Raw genomic sequence first — 20354 nt, forward strand, 5'->3', positions numbered from 1 at the left:
CATCGCAAACCCCCGTTTGTCAAGGCGCGGGATCGTCGGAAGCGGGCCGCCCCGCCAGCCCCCGGGCCACCCCCGCCAAATAGGAGACATTCCGCTTGGGGTTGTCCGGCTGTTGGCGCCCCAGGAGGGCCGCGGCACGTTCCAAAACCTCCCGCCCGTAGCGGTTTTCCAAGAGGATCAGCCTTTCCACCGTGCGGGCGTCGGCGTCTTCGTAGAGAAACCGCGCCCGCCGCCGGGCCCGGGCCAGGGCCTCCGGGCCGTGCTTTTCCCCCAGGGCCCGGAGCCGGGCTTCCAGGGCGGCGGGGTCGTAGAAGGGCGCGGGCCGGTAGGCGTTGGGGCGGCGCTGGGGGCGGTCGGGGGTGGGCTGGTCGTCGTAATCCACTTCCAATAAATTGTGGCGGCGAAGGTCCACCGAGCCCAGGCCCACCGTCCACCGGGTGAGCCCGTGGCGGTCCGCCAGGGTTTCCCGGGAGAGGGACCACCGGGGCGCGGCGGGGGACCGGTCGGCGTAATAGAGGTTCAAGAGCAAAAAGACCTTGCCCGGCAGGGAGAGCCGCCGGTCCCACCCCCCGGCGAAATAGTCCAGAGGCAGGCGCACCGTTTCCGAGGAAGAGAGCGGCGAAAGCCGCACGGCGGGGTCTTTCCCATAGACTTCCTGGAACTCCGCCAGGCCGTAGAACGAATTCAACCGACGGAATATCCGGTGGAGCCGCCGCCGGTTGGCCACGGGGCCTTCGTCCTTTTCGCCCAGGGCGGCCACGGCCCCCGGCACGTCCACCGGGGAGAAGGTCGAGGTCGAGACGCCTTGCTTAAGGAAGTGCAGGTAAAGGTCGAAGGCCCCCGCATCTTTCCGCCGCTCCATTTCCCCCATCTTGCCCGGGGGAAACAAAAAGCCCGCCGGCACGGCCAGCGGCTTTCCGGCGTTGACCGCCGGTGGAACGCGACGGGGCAGGGCGGCCAGGCGGTCCAAAAAAGCGCGCGCCGCGGTCGTGGAGCGGATCAACACGTCGGCCTCCACGTTCGACCGGAAAGCCGCCGTCGTCCAGTTGCTGGAGCCCAGCAAAAGGGTTTTCCGATCCACCACCAAGACCTTGGCGTGCAAAATTTTCCCGTCCACATAGGCCGCGTCCACGCCGCCCTGGGCCAGCCTCTCCGCCGCGCTCCGGTTCCGGTCCAGGGGATCAAAGGGCGATTCCCCCCCGTCCAAGAGCACCTCCACCCCCACCCCCCGCCGCCGGGCGCGAATTAAAGCCTCCAAAAGCCGCCCCGGCTCCGACGCCCGTTCCGGCGGGACATTAAATAGGTAGAGGGCGAGGGAAACCGTTTCCCGCGCCCCCTCAATCTCCCGCTCCGCCACGGCCGAATACCCCCCCGCCGGAATGAGCGCCGCCTCCCCACTATATAGGAAGGGAGTAAAAAACGCGTATAACGCTCCAATAATAAGGGGACGTAGCATACTAATTTACTTTAAACCAAGCCCCGACATTTAATCCCTGCGCCAATACCATCCCTCGTTGCCGCGCTCTACCCGCCGCGGCGGGCGACATTTTGATCGTCCGAGCCATTTCCGCGTTATTTTTTCCCAAATATTCCGTCGCCAAGAACGTCAAAAGGGATTTGGCTTCCGAAACTTTTCTCGTCCGATTTCTTAAGTAGAGCCACTGAACATCGATCTTCATGGCACCCGCGACTTTTGCCGCGATGTCATCCATTGTGATGTTCTGGCGTGCGATGTCTCGTTGCAACGATTCTGTTTTCTCGACTTTCTCCAGAACTTTTTCCACAAATTCACCCGAACCCAGCACCCGCGCGTCAAACAATTGCCCCGCCCCCCGATGATCCAGGCAGACTTCCCGAGGGCGCCCACCGCCGCTTCGCCCCAGACCGCCGCCCATTAAATCCTCGCGCCTCCCCTGGGAAACCCCTTCCGTCACAAATTCCAGATATCGCTGGCGCGCTGTCTTTTCGGTTGATGAAAAATGATTCAACACCGCCTCCAACGACTGCCATGGGGTTTTCCCGTAACCCAGAAGCGCGCGGTGCCCCGTGTAGGGAAAATTCCCCAACTCCGTCATAGTCTTTACCAGCCCTCCCCGGAGAGGGTTCAAATGAATGTACCGGACCAGCTCCAAAAGATAGGCCGCTTCGTCGCAAACGATGGATTTGTAGCGGTTCTGAAAAAGGTGCCCGGAGCGCTTATGGCGCGCGTTGAATCCCCCCGCGTAACCGGTCATGAGTCGCCGCATGAATGAAACCATCCCCTGCGGTCCCGACCGGATCAACAAATGGAAGTGATTGGGCATGAGCGCCCAGGCCAGAATCTCGTTGGGAGATTTCTCGAGGCAGGTCTCTATCCGCTGGATGAAATCGGCGTAGTCTGTTTTGGTGGGGAAAATATCGCGTTGTTCGATTCCGCGGCCGATCACGTGGTGAAGAAGTCCGGGGGTGTCGATGCGGGCGGTCCGGGGCATGGGCAAAGATTATTACAAACCCGAAAATAAGTAAATTAGTATGCTACGTCCCCTTAAGTACCCTTCGCCATACCGACCATTTTTTAGCACTCGCCTCCAAATATAGAATCCGCAATATAAAAGTGGGGGGGGCAGGTGATTTAAAGTGTACATTTCATACTAAATTGCTTATAGTCAGGACCCGGCATTCAAACGCAGAACCAATAACGCCCCCCAGTTGTGGCGCTCGACACTCGCGATGGAATGTTATTGAGTCTTCCTGTCATTTTTTCCGGTGGCGCCGTTTGATTCTTTATTATTCCGCGGTCCTATTCTTTTAATTAGGACAAAAACGGCCGAACCACGACAAAAATAAAAAACAACCCGGCGACAGCGGAGGCATCCCCGGTGTAGGCGTATAAGAGACTTCCAATCACTAAACTTATCCCCAATGCGAAGAGTTGGGTCCCCCTGCCGGATATTTCCGCAGCGGGTTTGGTCTGTTTTCTGAGGAATGTTTTCCAGGCAAGACCCGGTTTATGAACGGCCAGCACCATAATGAAAAGCCCGATGAAGGCAAAAAACGTCGAAAAGATTTTCACAAAGTCGTGCGCGTTGCTGTTGAGGAAAAAAAGGGGGACGATTCCAAAGAAGATTATGAAAAGCGCAAAAACCAGGATGGTGCACAGGGTCCAATAAAAGAACTTTCCCCAGAATTTTTGGGTCAATTTGGATTGTCCATAAAATACATGTCAATAACTCCTGTGTGAATCCTTTTCCATGATTTCCCCAAAGGAAGTACGAATTAACTTCAAACCAAATGCCGGTTTTCATTTCCTGAATAATCGAAACCCGGGTGGTGTGGCCAACCCATCGCGATGAAAGTCTATTGAGTTCCCTTGCCGTTTCCTTCCGTAGGCGCCATCTTGATCGTGTACGTGTCCGATGCTCCTCCACAGACATCGCTCCAAAACGATCCTTCTTGGAACAGCGCCATTAACGATTTGAGAGCAAATCCCTGCTTTTGGAGGGCCGAAGCGGCCGGATTGGTTTGAAGCGGTAGGTCCTTCGTTTCGTAGAGCCACAGAATCGCTTTCCCGTCGCCTTTGAGTTTCCCCGATAATTCAATCCCGACAAATCGAAACTGTTTCTCATTGCACATCAGATTCAAATCAAACATTGGGCGCAGAGAATCAAAATCGTAGGCTTGAAGGTCCGGGTGGGATTTGTCCGCCTTCAGCGCGCCCAAAACGGCGTCTTTTGAAACAGTCTTGGCGGGATCGGGGAGGTCCGTTCGTCCCGAAGCCAAAGTGTCGAAAAGGAAAAAACCGAGAACCTCCGGGGCACGATGGACACACCCAAGAGCGAAAAATCCCGCCAGCAACACCAGTGCGCGCGTTCGCATTTTCAGAACTTGTTCCGAAAAGTCATCTGGCCGTGGCAATCAAGATTCATCCTCCTCCCCGCCCAACATCAGATAACGGGTAAAACTCTTTCCCATTGCCCACGCTAGTTATAAGACGTGGAGGGATCTTGGAATGCGCCGTCTTTGTCGTCGGTTTCGGAGAAGAAATAATTTAACGCTTTTTTGTCGGGGTTGGGGTCGTTGGTTTCGCTGATGACCACAAAACCACAAAGTTTCAGTTCGCCGCCGATTTTTGTCAGCTGAAGCTTTAACGCGGCGCCGGGTCTGCCTTTGAGAATATAAACCGATTCGATGTAATCAAAACGATCAAAATTATCGCCGGAGTAGGGAATCGTTCGGGGCGCGTCTTGAGTGAGGTCGATTTGCAAGACGGACCCTGAAAACTCGTATCGGGTTTTCAGTTTAGCAATCAGAGAATTTATTTCCGCGGGCGTCATCTTAGCTTTCAGCTTGGGAGCGAACATCGGAATTATTGGCGAAAGATCGAAATTTAAAAAAGCCTTCACGCACCGGCCTTCCAGCGCGAGCGTCTCCCCATCAACGATTTTGGCCACCCGCATTCTGGCTTCCGTCCGGCCTTCGCTGTAATTGTATCCAAGGTGATAACGGCTCGTGGCACAGCCCAACAAAAAGAGTGTTCCGAACAAATAAAACACTGTGCGAATAGATTTCAAATTCATTCCCGACCTCCTTTAATTATTTCAAAACGCTGAAATAACTTTTGCGGAATGTCTCCATTTTCTCAATTAAACCCAGGCGGTTTTGTCCTCCGGGCCCGGGGGGCGGCGGGTGACGCGGGCCACCAACCTCCGAAGGGCCGGGGGCAAGGCGGTTTCCTCAAACGTCACGCGGCGGGGGTTTCGAGTCCTCTGGACGAGCCCGCCGTCCCGTAGCTCTGCGTAGGGGCGGCGGCTTCCTTTAAGAACGAAGGAATAGACCAGGCGGTCCCTTACCGGAGAGGCCCCACTCAACTTTTTGGGCGGGGCCTTTTGCAAGTGCCTTTGGGCGGTAGCGCCCAGGTCCCCCGGGCGCAGGGTCCAGACCCGCCGCCCGCCGACGATCCCGCCCGACTGAATCAAGCGGGCGGCGGGGGTTTCGGTCGCTCTGCGACCGCCCGCCGTCCTAGAGCTTTGCGGTAGGACGGGAGCCCGAACCTTACGGACCATGTCGTCAGTCGATGACGATGCGGTAATCTTCCCAGGAGAGCGTGGGGTCGATGGCGATCTCGGCGGAGCGGTGGATGATCTTCTCCAGCCGTTCCAGGCGCTCGCGCACGAAATCCCCCACGCCGGGGGCCAGGGTGATCTTGAGGTTGCCGTCGGCCCGGCCCTGGGTGAGCTCCAGAATTTCCTTTTGGATCTTGAGGTACATGGACTCCCGGGAAAGAACGTTGCCCGACCCGGCGCAGTCCGCGCAGGGCTCGGACAAAAGGGACAGCAGGGATTCCCGTCGGCGTTCCCTCGTCATTTCCACGAGGCCCAGGCGGGTGATGGGCAGGATCTTGATTTTCGCCCGGTCGTTCCGCGTGGCGTGGTGGAGGGACTCGACCACCTTGTGCTGGTTGCGCTTCCGACGCATGTCGATGAAGTCGATGACGATGATGCCGCCGATGTTCCGCAGGCGCAATTGTTTGGCCACCTCGTCGGCGGCTTCCAGGTTGGTCGCGGTCACGGTCTCTTCCTGGGACTTGTGGCCGATGAACTTGCCCGTGTTGACGTCGATGGCGCAGAGGGACTCGGCCTCCTGGATGATGATGTAGCCGCCCGAGGGCAGATCGATGCGCTGTTGGCGGATGTGGGCCAGGTCCCGGTCCACGCCGAAGGCCTGGAAGATGGGGGTCTTGCCCGTGTAGTGCTGGACGCGCTCGGCCAGCTCCGGCGCGAGCATTTCCACGAAGCCGCGGACGTCCCGGTACTCCTCCCGGTCGTCGATCAAAAAGATCTGGGCGTCGTCGGTGAGCAAATCCCGGGCGACCTGGAAGGTCAGGCCCAGCTCCCGGTGGACCAGCGTGCCGGTGGCGGAGGATTCGAATTTGCGCTGGACGCCCTCCCAGAGGCGCGCCAGGTATTTCATTTCGCGCCGCAGTTCGTCCTCCTCGGCGCCTTCGGCCTCGGTGCGGACGATCACGCCGCCGGGCAGGTTCTCCTCTTCGACGATGCGCCGCAGGCGCTCCCGCTCCTCGGGCTCCTCGATGTTTTTGGAGACGCCCACGTGCTCGCTTTTGGGCATGTAGATCAGGTAGCGGCCGGGCAGCGAGATGTCCATGGTCACCTTCATCCCCTTGGTGCCGATGGCCTCCTTGGCCACCTGGACCATGATGTCCTCCCCGCGGCGGACCATTTTTTCGATGTGGCGGTCCTTGGAGGGGGAGACGACGTCGGTGACGTACAAATAGGCGTTCTTCTCGAACCCGGTATTGACGAAAGCGCTGGAAATGCCGGGGAGCACGTTTTCGATTTTCCCCTTGTAGATGTTGCCGACCAGCTTGGCCATGCCGAGGGCCGGACGCTCGATCATGAACTCGGCCAGCACGCCGTCTTCCAGGACGGCGATGCGGGTTTCTTCCGGCAACACGTTGGCGATGATTTCTCTCTTCATTTTGTTTTTCCTCCGAAAAACGGCCGATCTACAATAAGTAGCGGCGCAAGTGTATGGACAACAGCAACCCCACGGCCATGAACGATCCCACCAGCCCCGACCCGCCGTAGGACAAAAAAGGCAGGGGCACGCCGGTGACGGGCATCAAGCCCATCACCATGCCGATGTTGATAAGACCTGAAAAAGCGAAATACGCGCCGAGAGCCGAGGCCAAATAACGGCCGAACCGGTCCCGCGCGGTGAAGGCGATGTCGAAGGCGCGCCAGGCGATCCAAAAATAAACCGCCAGGACCAGCACCGCCCCCAGAAACCCCGTTTCCTCCCCGATGAGGGAAAAAATGAAGTCCGTGTGCTTCTCGGGCAAAAAGCCCAGCTGACTTTGACTTCCCGACAGAAACCCCTTTCCGAACAGCCGCCCGGACCCGATGGCGATTTTGGACTGCAAAATGTTGTACCCCGCGCCCAGGGGGTCCACCGCCGGGTCGATGAAGGCGATGAGCCGCTTGCGCTGGTAGGTCTTGAGCGCCTTGTCGACGACAAAAGACCCCGCGACCCCCGCCACCAAAACGGCCAGCGACACGAAGAGCGCGAAGAGCGGCACCGACACCCGCCACCGTCGCAAAAACCAATAACCGAACACCAGCAACACCGCGGCCCCGCCGGCCAGGGCCAGGAGCGGCCCCGTTTCCTGAAAGGCCCGGGCCACCCAGGCCATGGTCGTCCCCGTCGCGTAGCGGTCGCCCACGATGGAAAAATACGTCGACGCCAGGGGCAGGCCCAGGGCCAAACCGCCCGTGGCCAACAGCGCCGCCAGGGCCCCCGTGGGCGCCCCCGCCGCGAAGAGCACCGCCAAAGTCATGGGGCCGATGGCCAGGGCGCTCGACAAATCCGGCTGGAGCAGAATCATGCCGAAATGGGACCCCGCCAGAAAAACCGGGGGGATGAGGCCCGTCCAATGGCGGATTTCCCGGGAGCGGGCCTCGGCGATGGCGGCCAGCCCCACGGCCAAAAGGAGCCGCGTGATTTCCACCGGTTGAAAATAGAACCAGTGAAAGTTGATCCAGGACTTGCTGCCCCGGAGCCGCGTGCCGAAAACCAGCGTCGCCGCCAAAAGCATCAGGCTAAAAAGGAACAACCCCTTGGCGTAGGTCTGAAACACCGGGTAGGGCAAAAGCGCCAGAAAAATCATGGCCACGAGGCCCACGGCCAGGGCGGAAATTTGCCGCGTCAGGTAGCCCGCCGCGTGGCCCCCGTGGAAGGTCGCGGAGAAAATGAAAAGAACGCCCAGGACCGCCAGGGCCACGGCGGCGACCAGCAAACTCCAATCCAACCGGGAAGCCACGTGGCCCAGGGTGGACTGGGGCGCCGTTCGGAAAAAGCGCGGCGTGATCTCGACCGTCAAGGGATGGCCTCGCCCTGTCGGGCTCGCCCACCATTCGCACGGCACTTCAACCCGCGCGAATACGGGAGGGACTTCATATCCCGGCGGTCCCTCCGCGTCACTTCGGTCCCCTCGGGAAAGCGGCGTTGATGATTTCCCGGGCCACGGGACCGGCGGCCACGGAACCCCGGCCGCCGTTCTCGACGAACACGGCCAGGGCCAGGGAGGCCGGCTCCCCCGGCCTGCCCGCGTAGGCGGTGAACCAGGAATGGTCTTCCCCGTGGGGGTTCTGGGCCGTGCCCGTCTTGGCGCCGATCACCAGGTCGGGCCGCTGAACGCCCCGGCCGGAGCCGGTCGTCACCACGCCTTCCAGCGCCCGGTGCAAAACGGCCCACACCTCGTCAGTCAATTGAACGCGCCCCCGGGCCGCGGGCACCGGTTGATAGACCACCTGCCCCTGGGCGTCGGACACCCGGTCGACCACGAAGGGCCGCCACACGGTGCCGCCGTTGGCCACCGCGGCGATGACCCCGGCCGCCTGGAGCGGCGTCGCCGTGACGAAACCTTGGCCGATGCAGAAATTCAAACTGTCGCCGTCGAACCAGCCGTCCCGCATCACGCGCTTTTTCCAGGCGCGGCCGGGGATGAGGCCCGAGGACTCCGTCGGCATGTCGATGCCGGACTTTTCCCCCAGGCCGAAGGCCCGGGCCATGGATTCCAGCGGGTCCGCGCCGAGCTTCAAGCCCAGGTTGTAGAAATAAAAATTGCAGGACCAGGCCACCGCGCCGAAGAAGTCCTGGCGCTTGTGCACCGACCAACAGGCGAATTCCTGCCGGCCGAGGCGGTAGACGCCGGTGCAGACGTAGGCGGTCTTCGTGTCCCAGTGAAGCTGGGTCAGGGCCGCCGCCGCGGTGACGATTTTAAACACCGACCCCGGCGGGTAGGTGCCCTGGAGCGCGCGGTTGAAAAGCGGCAGGGCCGGGTCGCCCAGATACGCCGCCAGCCCCTTGGAAAAATCGAAACCCGGCCGGCTGGCCAGGGCCAGCACCGCGCCGTTGCGCGGGTCCAGCACGACGGCCGCGCCCCGCCCCGTGGGCGAGCGCGAGAGGGCGTCCTCGGCCACGGTTTGAATCCGCCGGTCGAGGGTCAGCCGCACGTCGTTGCCGGGGTTGGAGGGAATCCGCCGGATGATCTGCACGTGGCGGCCGGCGGCGTCCGTTTCGAACTGCAGGCCGCCGTCCTCCCCCCGCAGAAGGTCGTCGTAAAACTTTTCCACGCCGGATTTGCCGATCAATTGCCCCAGGCGAAAGCCCCGGTTCCGCAGGCGCTCGAACTCCCCGGGGTCCACTTCGTCCACGTAGCCCAGCAGGTGGCTGGCCAGTTCGCCGTAGCGCGGGCGGCGCTGGGGTTCCACCACCACGTTCACGCCGGGGAGCAGCATCCGCCGCTCCATGAGGGCCAGGGCCGCGCCCCGGGGCACGTCCGCCAAAATCCGCGTCATCTTGCCGCTCCGGCGCGCCTCGGCCATTTTCCGGTGGACCCAGGCGCGCTGCTCGGGGAGCCAGCGGGTCAGGTCCTCCGCCAGTTGGTCCATGGCCACGGGGGCCTTGGCGTTGAAATCGTAAAACAGGGAGAAGCGGGGCGCGTTGTCCACCAGCACGTCGCCGTTCCGGTCTTCGATGAGCCCCCGGGGCGCCAAGAGGGGGACGATCTGCGTCCGGTTCTGCTCCGCCTGGCGCACCATGTCGGGGCCGCGAACGATCTGCAAATGAAAGAGTCGCAGGACGATCAGGGCGAAGACCGCCGTGGCCAGGCCCGAGAGAAAAGCGACCCGGTGGTCGTCCGCCCGGGAAAAGCCCGAACCGTCGGTGTTAATCACGGCCGCGCGGTCCGACCCGCCAGGCGTCGCCGAGCTCCAGCCAGACCCGCACGGCCCAAAACACCGCCGGAGCGGCCAGGGCGTTCATGACGGCGCCGGCCAGGCACAAGCCGAGCCCCCACCGGTGGGGCCCCGTGGCCGGCACAAACCATTCCCCGAGCTGGAGGGAACCGACGATGAAGACCACGCTGCCGACCAGGGTCAGGGCTTCCTGGGTGACCATTTTTTCCGCGTTCAAATTTTTGGAAAGGGAGCCCGAGGCGAACCCGCAAAAGGCCAGCAGGAGTCCCTGGGCGCCGAAGGGCGTCTGGCCGTAGAGGTCCAACGCCAACCCCCAGAAAAACCCCAATCCCTGGGCCAGGTTCACGCGGCCCGAAGCGCCGATGGCCAGGACCGCCACCAACAACCAGTGGGGCGCGGGCAAAGACACCGGCGCCAGGTGGAGGAACACCGCCTGGGCGATCCACCCCAGAAAGAACGTCACGAGGACGAAAACCGCGCGGCGGATCACGGGGCCTCCCCCTCCGGCCGCCGGGAGAGAAGCAACATGTCCCGGACGTCGTTGAGCTTGGCGGCCGGCGAAAGGACGGCGCGCTTGAAACTTTCGTGGGTGGCTTCCTGGACGGTCAGCACCCGGCCGATCAAGACGCCCTCGGGGAACACGTCGCCCAGGCCCGAGGTGATCACTTCGTCCCCCGGCTGGATGGGCGAATCCGAAAACAAATAGTTGAAGAGCAGGACGTTGGCGCCCCGGCCCTCGACCAGGCCCTGCTCGGCGGTGCGGGCCGCGTGGGCCGACAGGGAGGACGAGGGGTCCGTGACCAGGAGCACCCGGGCGAACCCCCGGGGCAGGATTTCCGCCACCTGGCCCAAAATGACCACGCGGCCGTCCCGCACGGTCACGGCGGCGTCCCCCACGCGGACGGGCGCGCCCACCGCGGGGCGGACCAGCACGCTGTGAAACCAATCGTTGGCGTTCCGGGCCCACACCCGGGCCGCCGTGGCGGAAAATTGCGGCCACCGGGCCAACCCGGCGGATTCCGTGAGCCGTTTGTTTTCCTCTTCGATGGTCTGGGAGCGCTTCTCGTCCAGTCGCTCGGAGAGCCAACGGGCCTCGGCGGCCCGGGCCCGCTGGTCGGCGCGGATCAAGAGCGAAAGGTTGTGGCCGAATTGGCCCCACTGGGACAGGGGGCCGACGGCGGGGGCGCTGGTGGGGGCGAGCAGGTAGAAGAAGGCGTACTTGAGGCTCTGGACGATCCGGTCGCCGGACCAGGACAGGAGCGCCAGGCCGAGGACGGCGTAACAGGAAAAGACAACCGCTGGACGATGCCGCTGAAACAAATCGGTCTCCCGACCCTCCGAGGAGGGTCCCGACGCGTTTTGGCGCGGCGAAAGCGCGCCCGCGTGCGGGGGATCCGAAAAGGGAAAGCGGCGAAGAAGGAGGGGGTCGTTTAGACGGAGGCGCGGCCGCGGGAGCGCTTGATGTTGTCAAGCTCTTCCAGATAGCGGCCGCAGCCCATCACGACGCACGTCAGGGGATCGGCCGCGCGGGTCACGGGCAGTTCGGTCTCCTGGGACAACAGCTCCGGCATCCCGCGCAGGAGGCTTCCGCCCCCGGCCAGCACGATGCCGCGGTCCACCAAGTCGGCCGACAGTTCCGCCGGCGTTTCTTCCAAGGTCGACTTGACGACGTCCACGATGAGCTTCAAAGGTTCGGAGAGGGCCTGGCGGACTTCCTCGGACGTAATGGTGATCGTCTTCGGCAACCCCGTCACTTGGTCCCGCCCCTTCACTTCGAGCGTTTGTTCCTCGGCTTGGGGGAAGGCGCTGCCAATCTTGATCTTCACGTCTTCCGCCGTGGTTTCGCCGATGAGCAAATTGTATTTCCGTCTGAAGTACTGAACGATGGACTCGTCCATCTCGTCCCCCGCCACGTCCAGGGACTTCGAGACCACCATTCCGCCCAAGGAAATCACGGCCACTTCGGTGGTGCCGCCGCCGATGTCCACGATCATGTTGCCCGAAGGCTCAGAGATGGGCATTTCGGCGCCGATGGCGGCCGCCTTGGGTTCCTCGATCAACTCCACGTACCGCGCGCCCGCCTGGTCGGCCGCCTCTTTGACGGCCCGCCGCTCCACCTCGGTGATCCCCGAGGGGATTCCGATCACCACGCGCGGATGGAGCAGGCTTCGGCGGTTGTGCACTTTTCGGATAAAATACTTGATCATTTCCTGCGTCACGTCGAAATCGGCGATCACCCCGTTGCGCAGGGGACGCACCGCGTAAATGTTCGCCGGGGTTTTGCCGAGCATGCGCTTGGCTTCGAGGCCGAAGGCCACCGGCTCCCGGGTGTCGCGGTTGATCGCCACGACCGAAGGTTCCTTGAGGACAATCCCCTGCCCTTTGACGTAAACGAGGGTATTGGCCGTTCCCAGGTCAATCCCCATGTCGTTCGAAAAGAGGCTGAAGATGTAGTCGAACACGTTTTCCCTCGGTGGCGGACCCTTTATTGAACCAGCTTGAGGATCGCCATTTCGGCGTTGTCGCCGGACCGGTTGCCCAGTCGGTACACGCGGGTGCATCCGCCCGCACGCGACTGGTAACGCGGCACCAAAACATCATATATCTTTTTACGCACGTCCTTGTCGTTGATGGCGGCGGCGAGTTCGCGGCGCGCCGGCAAGGATTTCTGTTTGGCCAACGCCAAAATCCCTTCCGCGAAACGCGCGGCTTCCTTGGCTTTGGCGTGGGTCGTGCGGATCTCCTCGTGCTGGAGGAGGCTGGTGGCCAGGCCGCGGAGCAAAGCGACCCGGGCGCCCGTGGGGCGCGAGAGCTTTCGTCCGGCGTGGGTCTTCATTTGGGCTCCCCGCCGGCGGTCAGCATGCCCAGCTCCAGGTTCAATTCCTTCAGCCGGTCCCGGATTTCCTCCAGGGATTTGCGGCCGAAGTTCTTAAAGCCCAGCAATTCCTCTTCGGTCTTGGAAACCAAATCGCCGATCGTGCGGATCTTGGCGGCCTTCAGGCAATTGGAGGCGCGCACCGTGAGCTCGATCATGTCGACGGATTGGTCCATCATGTCCTTGAGGCGCCCTTGGCCGTCGGCCGCGAGGCCGGCGGCGGCGGTCGCCGGTTCGGTCGCCGGTTCCGGTTCGGCCGGGGCGAAGACGCCGAAGGCGCTCTTGAGAATCTTGGCCGACTGGGCCACGGCGGCCGTCGGGGTGATCGAGCCGTCGGTCCACACTTCGAGGATCAGCTTGTCGTAGTCGGTCATCTGGCCGACGCGGGCGTTCTCGATTTCGTAGTGGACTTTGGTCACCGGGGAGAAGAGCGCGTCCACGGGAATGGTGTTGACGGGCTGGCCTTCGCGGCGCAGCCGGTCGGCGGAGGAGTAGCCCCGCCCGCGGGAGACTTCGATTTCCATCTCCAGCTCGCCGCCCGCGTCCAGATGGGCCAGGACGAGTTCGGGGTTGAGCAATTCGACGTTGCTGGTGAGCTCGATGTGCTTGGCTTTGACTTCGCCGCCCTTTTTCTTGAGCGAGAGCACTTCGGGGCCCGCCACGTGCAGTTTGAAGCGCAGCTGGCGGAGGTTCAAGATCAGTTTGATCACGTCTTCTTGAACGCCTTTGAGGCTCGAGAATTCGTGGGGCGCGCCCTTGATGCGGACGCCCGTGACCGCGGCGCCCTCCAACGACGACATCAAAATGCGCTTCAGGGAATGGCCGACCGTGTGGCCGTAGCCTTTTTCAAACGCTTCCGCGACAAATTTACCGTAGTTGTCCGAGGAAGCCGCGTCCGTATCCAGCTTCTGGGGCAACACCAAGCCAAGACTCGTCATGGGAATTCTCTCCTTCTTGAAAAAGCGTCCGGGGTTATTTGCTGTAAAGTTCGACGATGAACTGCTCGTTGACGGGGAACGACATCTCCGCGCGCGCGGGCCAGTTTTTCACTTTGCCCGCGAGGGTGACGCCGTCCAGGCTCACGTTGTCGGCGTGGCCCTTCACGGCGCCGCCGATGGAGCCGTCCCATTCCAGCCAGCCGGGCAGGCCCTTTTGGGCCGCCGTGGCCAGGGAGCGCTTCACGAACAGGTTGGCGCGCAGGGCGTCGTCCAGGGCGATGGCGTCGCCGGGTTCCACCTGATACGACGGGATGGTGACCCGCTGGCCGTTCACCTTGACGTGGCCGTGGAACACGAGCTGGCGCGCGCCGGCGGGCGAGGTGGAAAAGCCCAGGCGGCGGATCACGTTGTCCAGGCGGGTTTCCAACAACCGGAGGAGGTTTTCCCCGGTGTTGCCCTTCTGGTGGGACGCCGCGTCGAACAGACGGCGAAATTGACGTTCCAACACGCCGGTCATCCGGCGCGCTTTCTGCTTCTCGCGCAGACGCTTGGCGTATTCGGTGGGTTTGGTCCCCCGGCGGCGGGCGTGCTGCCCCGGCGGTACGGCGGCGCCTTCCTTATCGATCGGGCACTTCGAAAAGCACCGATCGCCTTTCAAAAAAAGCTTCACGCCTTCTCGGCGGCAGAGCTTGCAAACGGGTCCAGTGTATCGAGCCACAACGTTCTCCTTGGGGGGTTAGACGCGGCGGGCCTTGGGAGGCCGGCAACCGTCGTGGGGAATGGGAGTCACGTCTTTGATGGAAGTCACCACCAAGCCCGCGGCTTGAAGCGCCCGGATGGCGGTTTCCCGACCCGACCCCGGACCTTTGACGAACACGGAAACGCTTTTCACGCCGAGCGCGACCGCTTTTTTGGCGGCGGCGTCCGCGGTGACCTGCGCCGCGAAAGGCGTTCCCTTCTTGGTGCCCTTGAACCCGGCGCTGCCCGCCGTGGCCCAGACAATGGCGTTGCCGCGCTCGTCGGTGATGTTGACGATCGTGTTGTTGAAGGACGATTGAATGTACACGCGCGCGTTGACGATGTCCCGCCAAATCTTTTTCTTGCCTTTGGGGGCGGTCGCCGGGGCTTTGGCGGCCGGTTTGGCCGCGGCTTTGGCGGCGTCTTTCTTCGCTTCGGGTTGATCAGCCATGGGTTCTCCTCGGTAAACCTATTTCGCCGCGGCGGTGGCCGGGGCGGCGGTGGTGCCGGGCTTCGCGGAGCCGACGGTGCGCCGTCGCCCGCGCCGGGTGCGCGCGTTCGATTTCGTTCGTTGGCCCCGGGCCGGCAGGTTGCGCCGGTGCCGCGAGCCGCGGTAGGAACCGATTTCGATGAGGCGGCGGATGGTGCCGTTGATTTCCCGGCGCAAATCGCCTTCCACTTTGTAGTTCTTGGTCAACTCGGTGTTGATCTTGTTGACTTCCGCCTCGGTCAAATCTTTGACCCGGGTCGACGGATTGACCCCGGTCTCCCCGCAGATGAGAAGGGAGCGGTGGGCCCCGATGCCGTAGAGATACCGCAGCGCGACATCAACGCGCTTTTGTTTGGGAAGATCGATTCCCGCGACGCGAGCCATGTGAGTCCTCCTTAACCTTGCCGCTGCTTGTGGCGCGGGTTGGAACAAAGAATGTAAAGCTTCCGGTGCCGACGCTGAACGCGGCACTTGTCGCAAATCGGTTTCACGGACGCACGAACTTTCATTTTATTTCTCCCTGTAGGTGATGCGGCCCCGGGTCAGGTCGTAGGGGGACAATTCCACCTTGACCTTGTCGCCGGGCAAAATTTTGATGTAATGCATGCGCATTTTTCCCGAAATGTGCGCCAACACCTTGTGCCCGCCTTCGATTTCCAGACGGAACATGGCGTTCGGCAACGCTTCGAGAACGCGACCTTCCACTTCGATTTTTTCTTCTTTGGCCATAAAGGGTTTTACGCTCCGTCCGGTCCCCGCCGTTGGGCGGGGCCCCGCGCCGACCTACCGTTTCGCCGCCGGACTCGCGGTCCGCGTCAGCACTTCCGGCCCGTCCGCGGTGATCGCCACCGTGTGCTCGAAATGGGCCGAGGGCCGCCGGTCGTCGGTGATCACCGTCCAGCCGTCGCTCAAGACGCGCACTTTGTGCGTGCCCAGGTTGAACATGGGCTCCAGCGCCAGGACCAGCCCCGCTTCCAGCCGCAGGCCGGTGCCGGCCGTTCCGTAATTGGGCACCGCGGGCTCCTCGTGCATTTGCCGCCCGATGCCGTGGCCCACAAAATCCCGCACCACGCCGTAGCCCCGGGCGTCGGCCACGGCCTGAATCGCGTGGGAGATGTCCCCCAACCGATTGCCGACCCGGGCCTGGGCGATGCCCCGTTCCAGGGACTCCGCCGTCGCGTTCAAAAGATCCGTCCACGCGGGGTCCACCCGCCCCACCGCGAAGGTGGCGGCCGTGTCCCCCACAAATCCGTCCAGGGTGGCGCCCACGTCGATCCCGACGATGTCGCCCTCTTTCAGGACGCGCTGGGCGCTCGGGATGCCGTGCACCACTTCCTCGTTGATCGAGGCGCAGATGCTGGCGGGGTAGCCCCGGTAGCCCACAAAGGTCGGGATCCCGCCTTCCGCGCGGATCGCCTTTTCGGCGATCCGGTCCAACTCTTTCGTCGTGACGCCGGGGGCCACCGCGCGCCCCGCTTCCGCCAGGGCTTTTCCCGCCAAGGCGCCCGCCCGCCGCATGCGGGCGAGGTCGGACGCCGACTTCAGTTCAATCCGTCGTGCGGCGTCCGCCACCGCTCACGCCTTGGGCAGAGCGTCCAACAGGGCGAAAATGGACCGCTGAACGTCCGCCACCGACTGGGCGGCCGAAATCTTCTCCAACACCCCGAGGCCCCGGTAATAGGAAATCAGGGGCTCGGTCAAATTGTTGTACACCACCAGGCGCTTCTCGACGGTGTCGGGGCGGTCGTCCTCCCGCTGGAGGATCTTTTCGCCTTCCACGTCGCAGACGTCGCCCCGACGGGGCGCCTGGGTGAGCAGGTTGTAGACCTTCCCGCATTTCGGGCAGGAGCGGCGGCTGGAGAGGCGCTGGACCACTTCTTTTTCCGACAAATCCATGTAAAGAACCTTGTCCAGGGTGCGGTGGGCGCCGTTCAGGAAAGCGTCCAACCCTTCGGCCTGGGACACCGTTCGGGGAAAGCCGTCCAGGATGAAGCCGGGCGCGCAATCCGCCGCGGCCAGACGGGCCGTGACGATCTCCAGCACCAGCTCGTCGGGCACCAGGCGGCCGGAGCTCACGTACTGCTGCACCTTGAGGCCCAGGTCCGAGGAGGTCGCCATCTCGTGGCGGAAAATGTCCCCCGTGGAAATGTGCGGCACGCCGTAGCGGGCGGAAAGCGGTTTGGCCTGGGTGCCTTTTCCCGAACCGGGGGCGCCCAACAGGACGATGTTCATTGTTTCCCTCCAGAGGAAAAAATCACTGGGAAGCGGCGCCCACGTTGAACCAGCGCCCCTTGACCCGCCCGGCCTTTGAAAAGCCCTCGTAGTGCCGCATGATCAAATGGGATTCCAGTTGACCCACGGTGTCGAGCGCCACGCCCACGACGATCAAAATCGACGTGCCGCCGAAGCTGAACGGCGTGTTGAAAAATCGCTGCAGCAGGTCCGGCAGGATCGCCAGGGCGGCCACGAAGACCGCGCCGCCCAAGGTCACCCGGGCCAGGACCGTGCTGATGTGGGCCGCCGTCGGTTCGCCCGGCCGGATGCCCGGGATGAAGGCGCCCGCCTTCTTCAGGTTGTCGGCCATGTCGATGGGGTTGATCGAGACCGAGTTGTAAAAATAGCAAAAGAAAATGATCAGGCCCGCGTAGAGCACTTCGTACCACCAGGCCCGGTGGTTCCAAAATTCGAGGACTTTCTTGGCCCAGGCGCCGTCGTGGTTGAAAGACGCCACGGTCACCGGGACGCTCAGGAGCGAAATGGCGAAGATCACCGCGATCACGCCGGACTGGTCCACCTTGAGCGGCAAAAACGTGCTGGCCCCGCCGAACATCCGGCGGCCCACCATGCGGCGGGCGTGCTGGACGGGGATCTTGCGCTGGGCCGTTTCCACCCAGACCACCAGGCCCATGACGACGACGATGAAGGCGCCGATGGCCACCGCGCCCACCAGGGAGCGCTGTTGGAGCTGGAACACGTCGGTCACCAAATTGCGGACGGCGCCGGGCAGGCGGTCGACGATGCCGGTGAAAATCATGAGGGAGGTGCCGTTGCCGATGCCGCGCTCGGTGATCTGCTCGCCCAGCCACATCATGAAGATCGTCCCGGTGGCCAGGGTGACGACCGTGGTGAACATGAAAAGAGCGCCCGGGTCCCGCACCACGGGAATGTCGCCCGGCAGTTGGATCTTGGTGATCAGCGTCGTCAACCCGAAGGACTGGATCAACGCCAAAAAGAGGGTGAAGTACCGCGTGATCTGGTTGAGTTTTTTCCGCCCCGTCTCGCCTTCCTTGGCCAGGCGGTCCAAATAGGGAATGACGTGGGCGCCCTGCAGCAGGCTCATGATGATGGAGGAGTTGATGTAGGGCACCACCCCCATGGCCAGAATCGACATGCGGCCCAGGGCGCCGCCCGAGAACATGTCGAGGAAACCCAGGAACGCGTTGGACTGGGATTTAAAGAGCTGTTGAAGGGCCGCCGCCTCGATCCCCGGAATGGGGATGGCGACGCCGACGCGGTAAATCGCCAAAATCCCCAGGGTGAAGAAGACCCGCTTGCGCAGGTCGGGAATTTTGAAAACGTCCGCGAAGGTTTGCATGGATCGGCCGGGTTATTTCGAAGCGGGAACGAGTTCCGCTTTGCCGCCGGCCGATTCGATCTTTTTCTTGGCGCCCGCCGAGAAGGCGTTGGCCTTCACGTGGTAGGCCCGGGACAGATCGCCGTCCCCCAAAATTTTAATCGGCCCGCGGGAGCGGACCAGCCCGACGGCCCGCAGGGACTCGGGCGTCACGTCGCCGGCTTTGGCGAAAAAGGTCATCAAGTCGCCGACGTTGACCAGCTCGTAGCTTTTGCGGAACGCCGTGTTGTTGAAGCCGCGTTTCGGGATGCGGCGGATGAGCGGGATCTGGCCGCCTTCGAAGCCCGGGCGCATGGACGAATCGCCGGAGCGCGCGGTCTGGCCTTTGAACCCCCGGGTGGAGCCTTTGCCCCCGTGGCCGGAGCCTTCGCCCCGACCCACGATTTTGCGGCGGTGCCGGGACCCCGGCGCGGGTTTGATGCTGGTGATGCGAATCATAATCGGCCTCGTTAGACGCCCGCCGGAGCGGGAGCGGCGGTCGACGTCGGGAGCGTTTTGCCCCGCAGACGGGCCACGTCTTCTTTCGTTTGGAGATTCTTGAGCGCTTCGATGGTGGCGTACACCACGTTGAACGGGTTGGCGCTCCGCAGGGACTTGGTGAGCACGTCCCGGACGCCGACGGCTTCCAGCACCGCGCGGACGCTGCCGCCCGCGATGACGCCGGTGCCCGGGGCGGCGGGCTTGATCAACACCGTGCCGGCGCCGAAAATGCCGGTCACTTCGTGGGGAATCGTCGCGCCGTTCAAAGGGGCGCGGATGATGGCTTTCTTCGCGTGCGTAACCGCCTTTTGGATCGCGGCCTGGACTTCCTTGGCCTTGCCCATGGCGGCCCCGACGTGGCCGGCCTGGTCGCCGACCACCACCAACGCGTTGAAGGAAAATCGTTTGCCGCCCTTCACGACTTTGGCCACCCGGTTGATGGCCACGACGGTCTCTTTCAGATTCAAGCTGTTTGCATCGATTCGCGCCACGCGTGATCTCCTTAAAACTGCAGTCCGGCGGCGCGGGCGCCGTCGGCGACCGCTTTGATCCGTCCGTGGTAGGGCCGGCCGCCCCGGTCGAAAACAACCTGGGAGATGTTGAGGCCCTTGGCGCGTTCCCCGATGGAACGCCCGATTTTCTCGGCGGCCGACACCGTGGCCCCGAGGACTTTCTTGTCGCCCGGCATGACCGACGAGGCCGCGGCCAGCGTCTTGCCGGCCACGTCGTCGATGATTTGGGCGTAAATGTGCTTCTGCGAACGGAACACCGACAGGCGCGGTCGCGCCGCGGTGCCGAACACTTTCGCGCGGGTGCGCGCCTTGCGGAACGCGTAGCGCGCTTGGGGGGTCTTGAGGCTCATTTCTTGGCTCCTCCCGCTCCGCCCGCCGCGCCGGCGGCGGCTTTGCCGGCTTTGCGCCGCACCACTTCGTTGGCGTAGCGGATGCCCACGGGTTCGTTGTTGGCCCAGTAGACGCCGGGCTTTCGAAATTCGCGGATCTCGGCGGCCACTTGGCCGACCAGCTCCTTGTCGGCCCCCTGCACGAGGATCGTCGTCTGTTTCGCGTCGACCGTCAGCTTGATGCCGGCGGGCACGGTGTACTCGATGGGGTGGGAATACCCCAGCGTCATGTGCAAATGGCTGCCCGTCAACGTGGCGCGGAAACCGACGCCGCCGATGCGGAGCTCCTTCTGAAATCCTTTGGCCGTGCCTTCCACCATGTTGAGCAGAAGCTTGCGGAGCGTGCCGTGCAGCGCCCGCTGGGTGGTGCTGTCGTTGGCCCGGGCCACCGTCAGGACGGCGCCGTCCACCTTGGCGGAAATGCCCTGGGGGAGCGCCCGCGTGAGCGTGCCCAGGGGGCCGGCCACGCTGACGTTCGTTCCGTCGACGGAGACTTTGACCTTCTCCGGAATGGCGATGGGTTTGCGACCGAGGCGGCTCACG

25 protein-coding genes are annotated in these 20354 nt (G+C 63.0%); all 25 read right to left on the reverse strand.

Annotation, left to right across the window (positions count from 1 at the left end):
• Positions 1-19 precede the first annotated feature (19 nt).
• A complete protein-coding gene (locus tag IPP68_00215; protein ID MBL0348792.1) occupies positions 20-1456 on the reverse strand; it encodes a hypothetical protein in 1437 nt (478 codons plus the stop codon).
• A gap of 1 nt (position 1457) precedes the next feature.
• Positions 1458-2471 carry a transposase gene (locus IPP68_00220; protein MBL0348793.1) on the reverse strand — a complete coding sequence of 338 codons (1014 nt, stop codon included), beginning with the start codon at positions 2469-2471 and terminating at the stop codon, positions 1458-1460.
• A 320-nt stretch (positions 2472-2791) separates the two neighbouring features.
• Positions 2792-3178 carry a hypothetical protein gene (locus tag IPP68_00225; GenBank protein ID MBL0348794.1) on the reverse strand — a complete coding sequence of 129 codons (387 nt, stop codon included), beginning with the start codon at positions 3176-3178 and terminating at the stop codon, positions 2792-2794.
• A 158-nt stretch (positions 3179-3336) separates the two neighbouring features.
• On the reverse strand, positions 3337-3855 hold the full coding sequence (locus IPP68_00230) for a hypothetical protein (GenBank protein MBL0348795.1): 519 nt from the start codon (positions 3853-3855) through the stop codon (positions 3337-3339).
• A 104-nt stretch (positions 3856-3959) separates the two neighbouring features.
• A complete protein-coding gene (locus tag IPP68_00235; GenBank protein ID MBL0348796.1) occupies positions 3960-4556 on the reverse strand; it encodes a hypothetical protein in 597 nt (198 codons plus the stop codon).
• A 490-nt stretch (positions 4557-5046) separates the two neighbouring features.
• A complete protein-coding gene (locus IPP68_00240; GenBank protein MBL0348797.1) occupies positions 5047-6474 on the reverse strand; it encodes an Rne/Rng family ribonuclease in 1428 nt (475 codons plus the stop codon).
• Positions 6475-6502: 28 nt separating this feature from the next.
• Positions 6503-7876: a rod shape-determining protein RodA gene (gene rodA / locus IPP68_00245; GenBank protein MBL0348798.1), complete on the reverse strand. Its 1374-nt coding sequence runs from the start codon at positions 7874-7876 to the stop codon at positions 6503-6505.
• 97 nt (positions 7877-7973) lie between these two features.
• Positions 7974-9734, reverse strand: coding sequence for a penicillin-binding protein 2 (gene mrdA, locus IPP68_00250; GenBank protein ID MBL0348799.1), 1761 nt, complete (start codon positions 9732-9734; stop codon positions 7974-7976).
• Entirely contained in the window at positions 9727-10245 is a 519-nt protein-coding gene (gene mreD, locus IPP68_00255) for a rod shape-determining protein MreD (protein ID MBL0348800.1), read from the reverse strand. Before mreD ends, mrdA begins: the two co-directional genes overlap by 8 nt.
• Positions 10242-11075, reverse strand: a complete 834-nt coding sequence (locus IPP68_00260; GenBank protein ID MBL0348801.1) for a rod shape-determining protein MreC — start codon at positions 11073-11075, stop codon at positions 10242-10244. Before IPP68_00260 ends, mreD begins: the two co-directional genes overlap by 4 nt.
• Before the next feature lie 110 nt (positions 11076-11185).
• Positions 11186-12316: a rod shape-determining protein gene (locus IPP68_00265; protein MBL0348802.1), complete on the reverse strand. Its 1131-nt coding sequence runs from the start codon at positions 12314-12316 to the stop codon at positions 11186-11188.
• Positions 12241-12591: a 50S ribosomal protein L17 gene (gene rplQ, locus IPP68_00270; protein ID MBL0348803.1), complete on the reverse strand. Its 351-nt coding sequence runs from the start codon at positions 12589-12591 to the stop codon at positions 12241-12243. The genes IPP68_00265 and rplQ overlap by 76 nt, the downstream gene beginning before the upstream one ends.
• On the reverse strand, positions 12588-13568 hold the full coding sequence (locus IPP68_00275) for a DNA-directed RNA polymerase subunit alpha (protein MBL0348804.1): 981 nt from the start codon (positions 13566-13568) through the stop codon (positions 12588-12590). Before IPP68_00275 ends, rplQ begins: the two co-directional genes overlap by 4 nt.
• 34 nt (positions 13569-13602) lie before the next feature.
• The gene (gene rpsD / locus IPP68_00280) at positions 13603-14286 is read right to left on the reverse strand and encodes a 30S ribosomal protein S4 (GenBank protein ID MBL0348805.1); all 684 of its coding nucleotides are present in this window, start codon (positions 14284-14286) and stop codon (positions 13603-13605) included.
• 18 nt (positions 14287-14304) lie between these two features.
• Positions 14305-14757 (reverse strand): 30S ribosomal protein S11, encoded by a 453-nt coding sequence (gene rpsK / locus IPP68_00285; GenBank protein MBL0348806.1) that lies wholly within the window; start codon positions 14755-14757, stop codon positions 14305-14307.
• A gap of 18 nt (positions 14758-14775) precedes the next feature.
• The gene (gene rpsM / locus IPP68_00290; GenBank protein ID MBL0348807.1) at positions 14776-15180 is read right to left on the reverse strand and encodes a 30S ribosomal protein S13; all 405 of its coding nucleotides are present in this window, start codon (positions 15178-15180) and stop codon (positions 14776-14778) included.
• 11 nt (positions 15181-15191) lie between these two features.
• Positions 15192-15305: a 50S ribosomal protein L36 gene (rpmJ, locus tag IPP68_00295; protein ID MBL0348808.1), complete on the reverse strand. Its 114-nt coding sequence runs from the start codon at positions 15303-15305 to the stop codon at positions 15192-15194.
• A 1-nt stretch (position 15306) separates the two neighbouring features.
• Complete coding sequence (infA, locus tag IPP68_00300; GenBank protein ID MBL0348809.1) at positions 15307-15525, reverse strand: translation initiation factor IF-1; 219 nt, start codon at positions 15523-15525, stop codon at positions 15307-15309.
• Between the two features lie 54 nt (positions 15526-15579).
• Complete coding sequence (gene map, locus IPP68_00305; protein ID MBL0348810.1) at positions 15580-16314, reverse strand: type I methionyl aminopeptidase; 735 nt, start codon at positions 16312-16314, stop codon at positions 15580-15582.
• A 57-nt stretch (positions 16315-16371) separates the two neighbouring features.
• A complete protein-coding gene (locus tag IPP68_00310; protein ID MBL0348811.1) occupies positions 16372-17028 on the reverse strand; it encodes an adenylate kinase in 657 nt (218 codons plus the stop codon).
• A 22-nt stretch (positions 17029-17050) separates the two neighbouring features.
• Positions 17051-18391 carry a preprotein translocase subunit SecY gene (gene secY, locus IPP68_00315; GenBank protein ID MBL0348812.1) on the reverse strand — a complete coding sequence of 447 codons (1341 nt, stop codon included), beginning with the start codon at positions 18389-18391 and terminating at the stop codon, positions 17051-17053.
• Positions 18392-18403: 12 nt separating this feature from the next.
• Positions 18404-18865, reverse strand: a complete 462-nt coding sequence (gene rplO / locus IPP68_00320; protein ID MBL0348813.1) for a 50S ribosomal protein L15 — start codon at positions 18863-18865, stop codon at positions 18404-18406.
• A gap of 14 nt (positions 18866-18879) precedes the next feature.
• Positions 18880-19401 (reverse strand): 30S ribosomal protein S5, encoded by a 522-nt coding sequence (gene rpsE, locus IPP68_00325; protein ID MBL0348814.1) that lies wholly within the window; start codon positions 19399-19401, stop codon positions 18880-18882.
• Positions 19402-19412: 11 nt separating this feature from the next.
• Positions 19413-19772 (reverse strand): 50S ribosomal protein L18, encoded by a 360-nt coding sequence (locus IPP68_00330; GenBank protein MBL0348815.1) that lies wholly within the window; start codon positions 19770-19772, stop codon positions 19413-19415.
• Positions 19769-20353, reverse strand: a complete 585-nt coding sequence (rplF, locus tag IPP68_00335) for a 50S ribosomal protein L6 (protein MBL0348816.1) — start codon at positions 20351-20353, stop codon at positions 19769-19771. Before rplF ends, IPP68_00330 begins: the two co-directional genes overlap by 4 nt.
• Position 20354: the final 1 nt, after the last annotated feature.

Source organism: Elusimicrobiota bacterium, from assembly GCA_016722575.1.
GTDB lineage: Bacteria > Elusimicrobiota > Elusimicrobia > FEN-1173 > FEN-1173 > JADKIY01.

Coding starts and splice junctions, on each gene's coding strand:
- IPP68_00265 (MBL0348802.1), bottom strand. CDS start 12,316: ATGCACCCGCGTGTACCGACTGGGCAACCGGTCCGGCGACAACGCCGA.
- IPP68_00220 (MBL0348793.1), bottom strand. CDS start 2,471: ATGCCCCGGACCGCCCGCATCGACACCCCCGGACTTCTTCACCACGTG.
- IPP68_00215 (MBL0348792.1), bottom strand. CDS start 1,456: ATGCTACGTCCCCTTATTATTGGAGCGTTATACGCGTTTTTTACTCCC.
- IPP68_00310 (MBL0348811.1), bottom strand. CDS start 17,028: ATGAACATCGTCCTGTTGGGCGCCCCCGGTTCGGGAAAAGGCACCCAG.
- IPP68_00275 (MBL0348804.1), bottom strand. CDS start 13,568: ATGACGAGTCTTGGCTTGGTGTTGCCCCAGAAGCTGGATACGGACGCG.
- rpsK (MBL0348806.1), bottom strand. CDS start 14,757: ATGGCTGATCAACCCGAAGCGAAGAAAGACGCCGCCAAAGCCGCGGCC.
- secY (MBL0348812.1), bottom strand. CDS start 18,391: ATGCAAACCTTCGCGGACGTTTTCAAAATTCCCGACCTGCGCAAGCGG.
- rpmJ (MBL0348808.1), bottom strand. CDS start 15,305: ATGAAAGTTCGTGCGTCCGTGAAACCGATTTGCGACAAGTGCCGCGTT.
- IPP68_00240 (MBL0348797.1), bottom strand. CDS start 6,474: ATGAAGAGAGAAATCATCGCCAACGTGTTGCCGGAAGAAACCCGCATC.
- IPP68_00230 (MBL0348795.1), bottom strand. CDS start 3,855: ATGCGAACGCGCGCACTGGTGTTGCTGGCGGGATTTTTCGCTCTTGGG.
- infA (MBL0348809.1), bottom strand. CDS start 15,525: ATGGCCAAAGAAGAAAAAATCGAAGTGGAAGGTCGCGTTCTCGAAGCG.
- rpsM (MBL0348807.1), bottom strand. CDS start 15,180: ATGGCTCGCGTCGCGGGAATCGATCTTCCCAAACAAAAGCGCGTTGAT.
- IPP68_00235 (MBL0348796.1), bottom strand. CDS start 4,556: ATGAATTTGAAATCTATTCGCACAGTGTTTTATTTGTTCGGAACACTC.
- map (MBL0348810.1), bottom strand. CDS start 16,314: ATGCGGCGGGCGGGCGCCTTGGCGGGAAAAGCCCTGGCGGAAGCGGGG.
- IPP68_00330 (MBL0348815.1), bottom strand. CDS start 19,772: ATGAGCCTCAAGACCCCCCAAGCGCGCTACGCGTTCCGCAAGGCGCGC.
- rplQ (MBL0348803.1), bottom strand. CDS start 12,591: ATGAAGACCCACGCCGGACGAAAGCTCTCGCGCCCCACGGGCGCCCGG.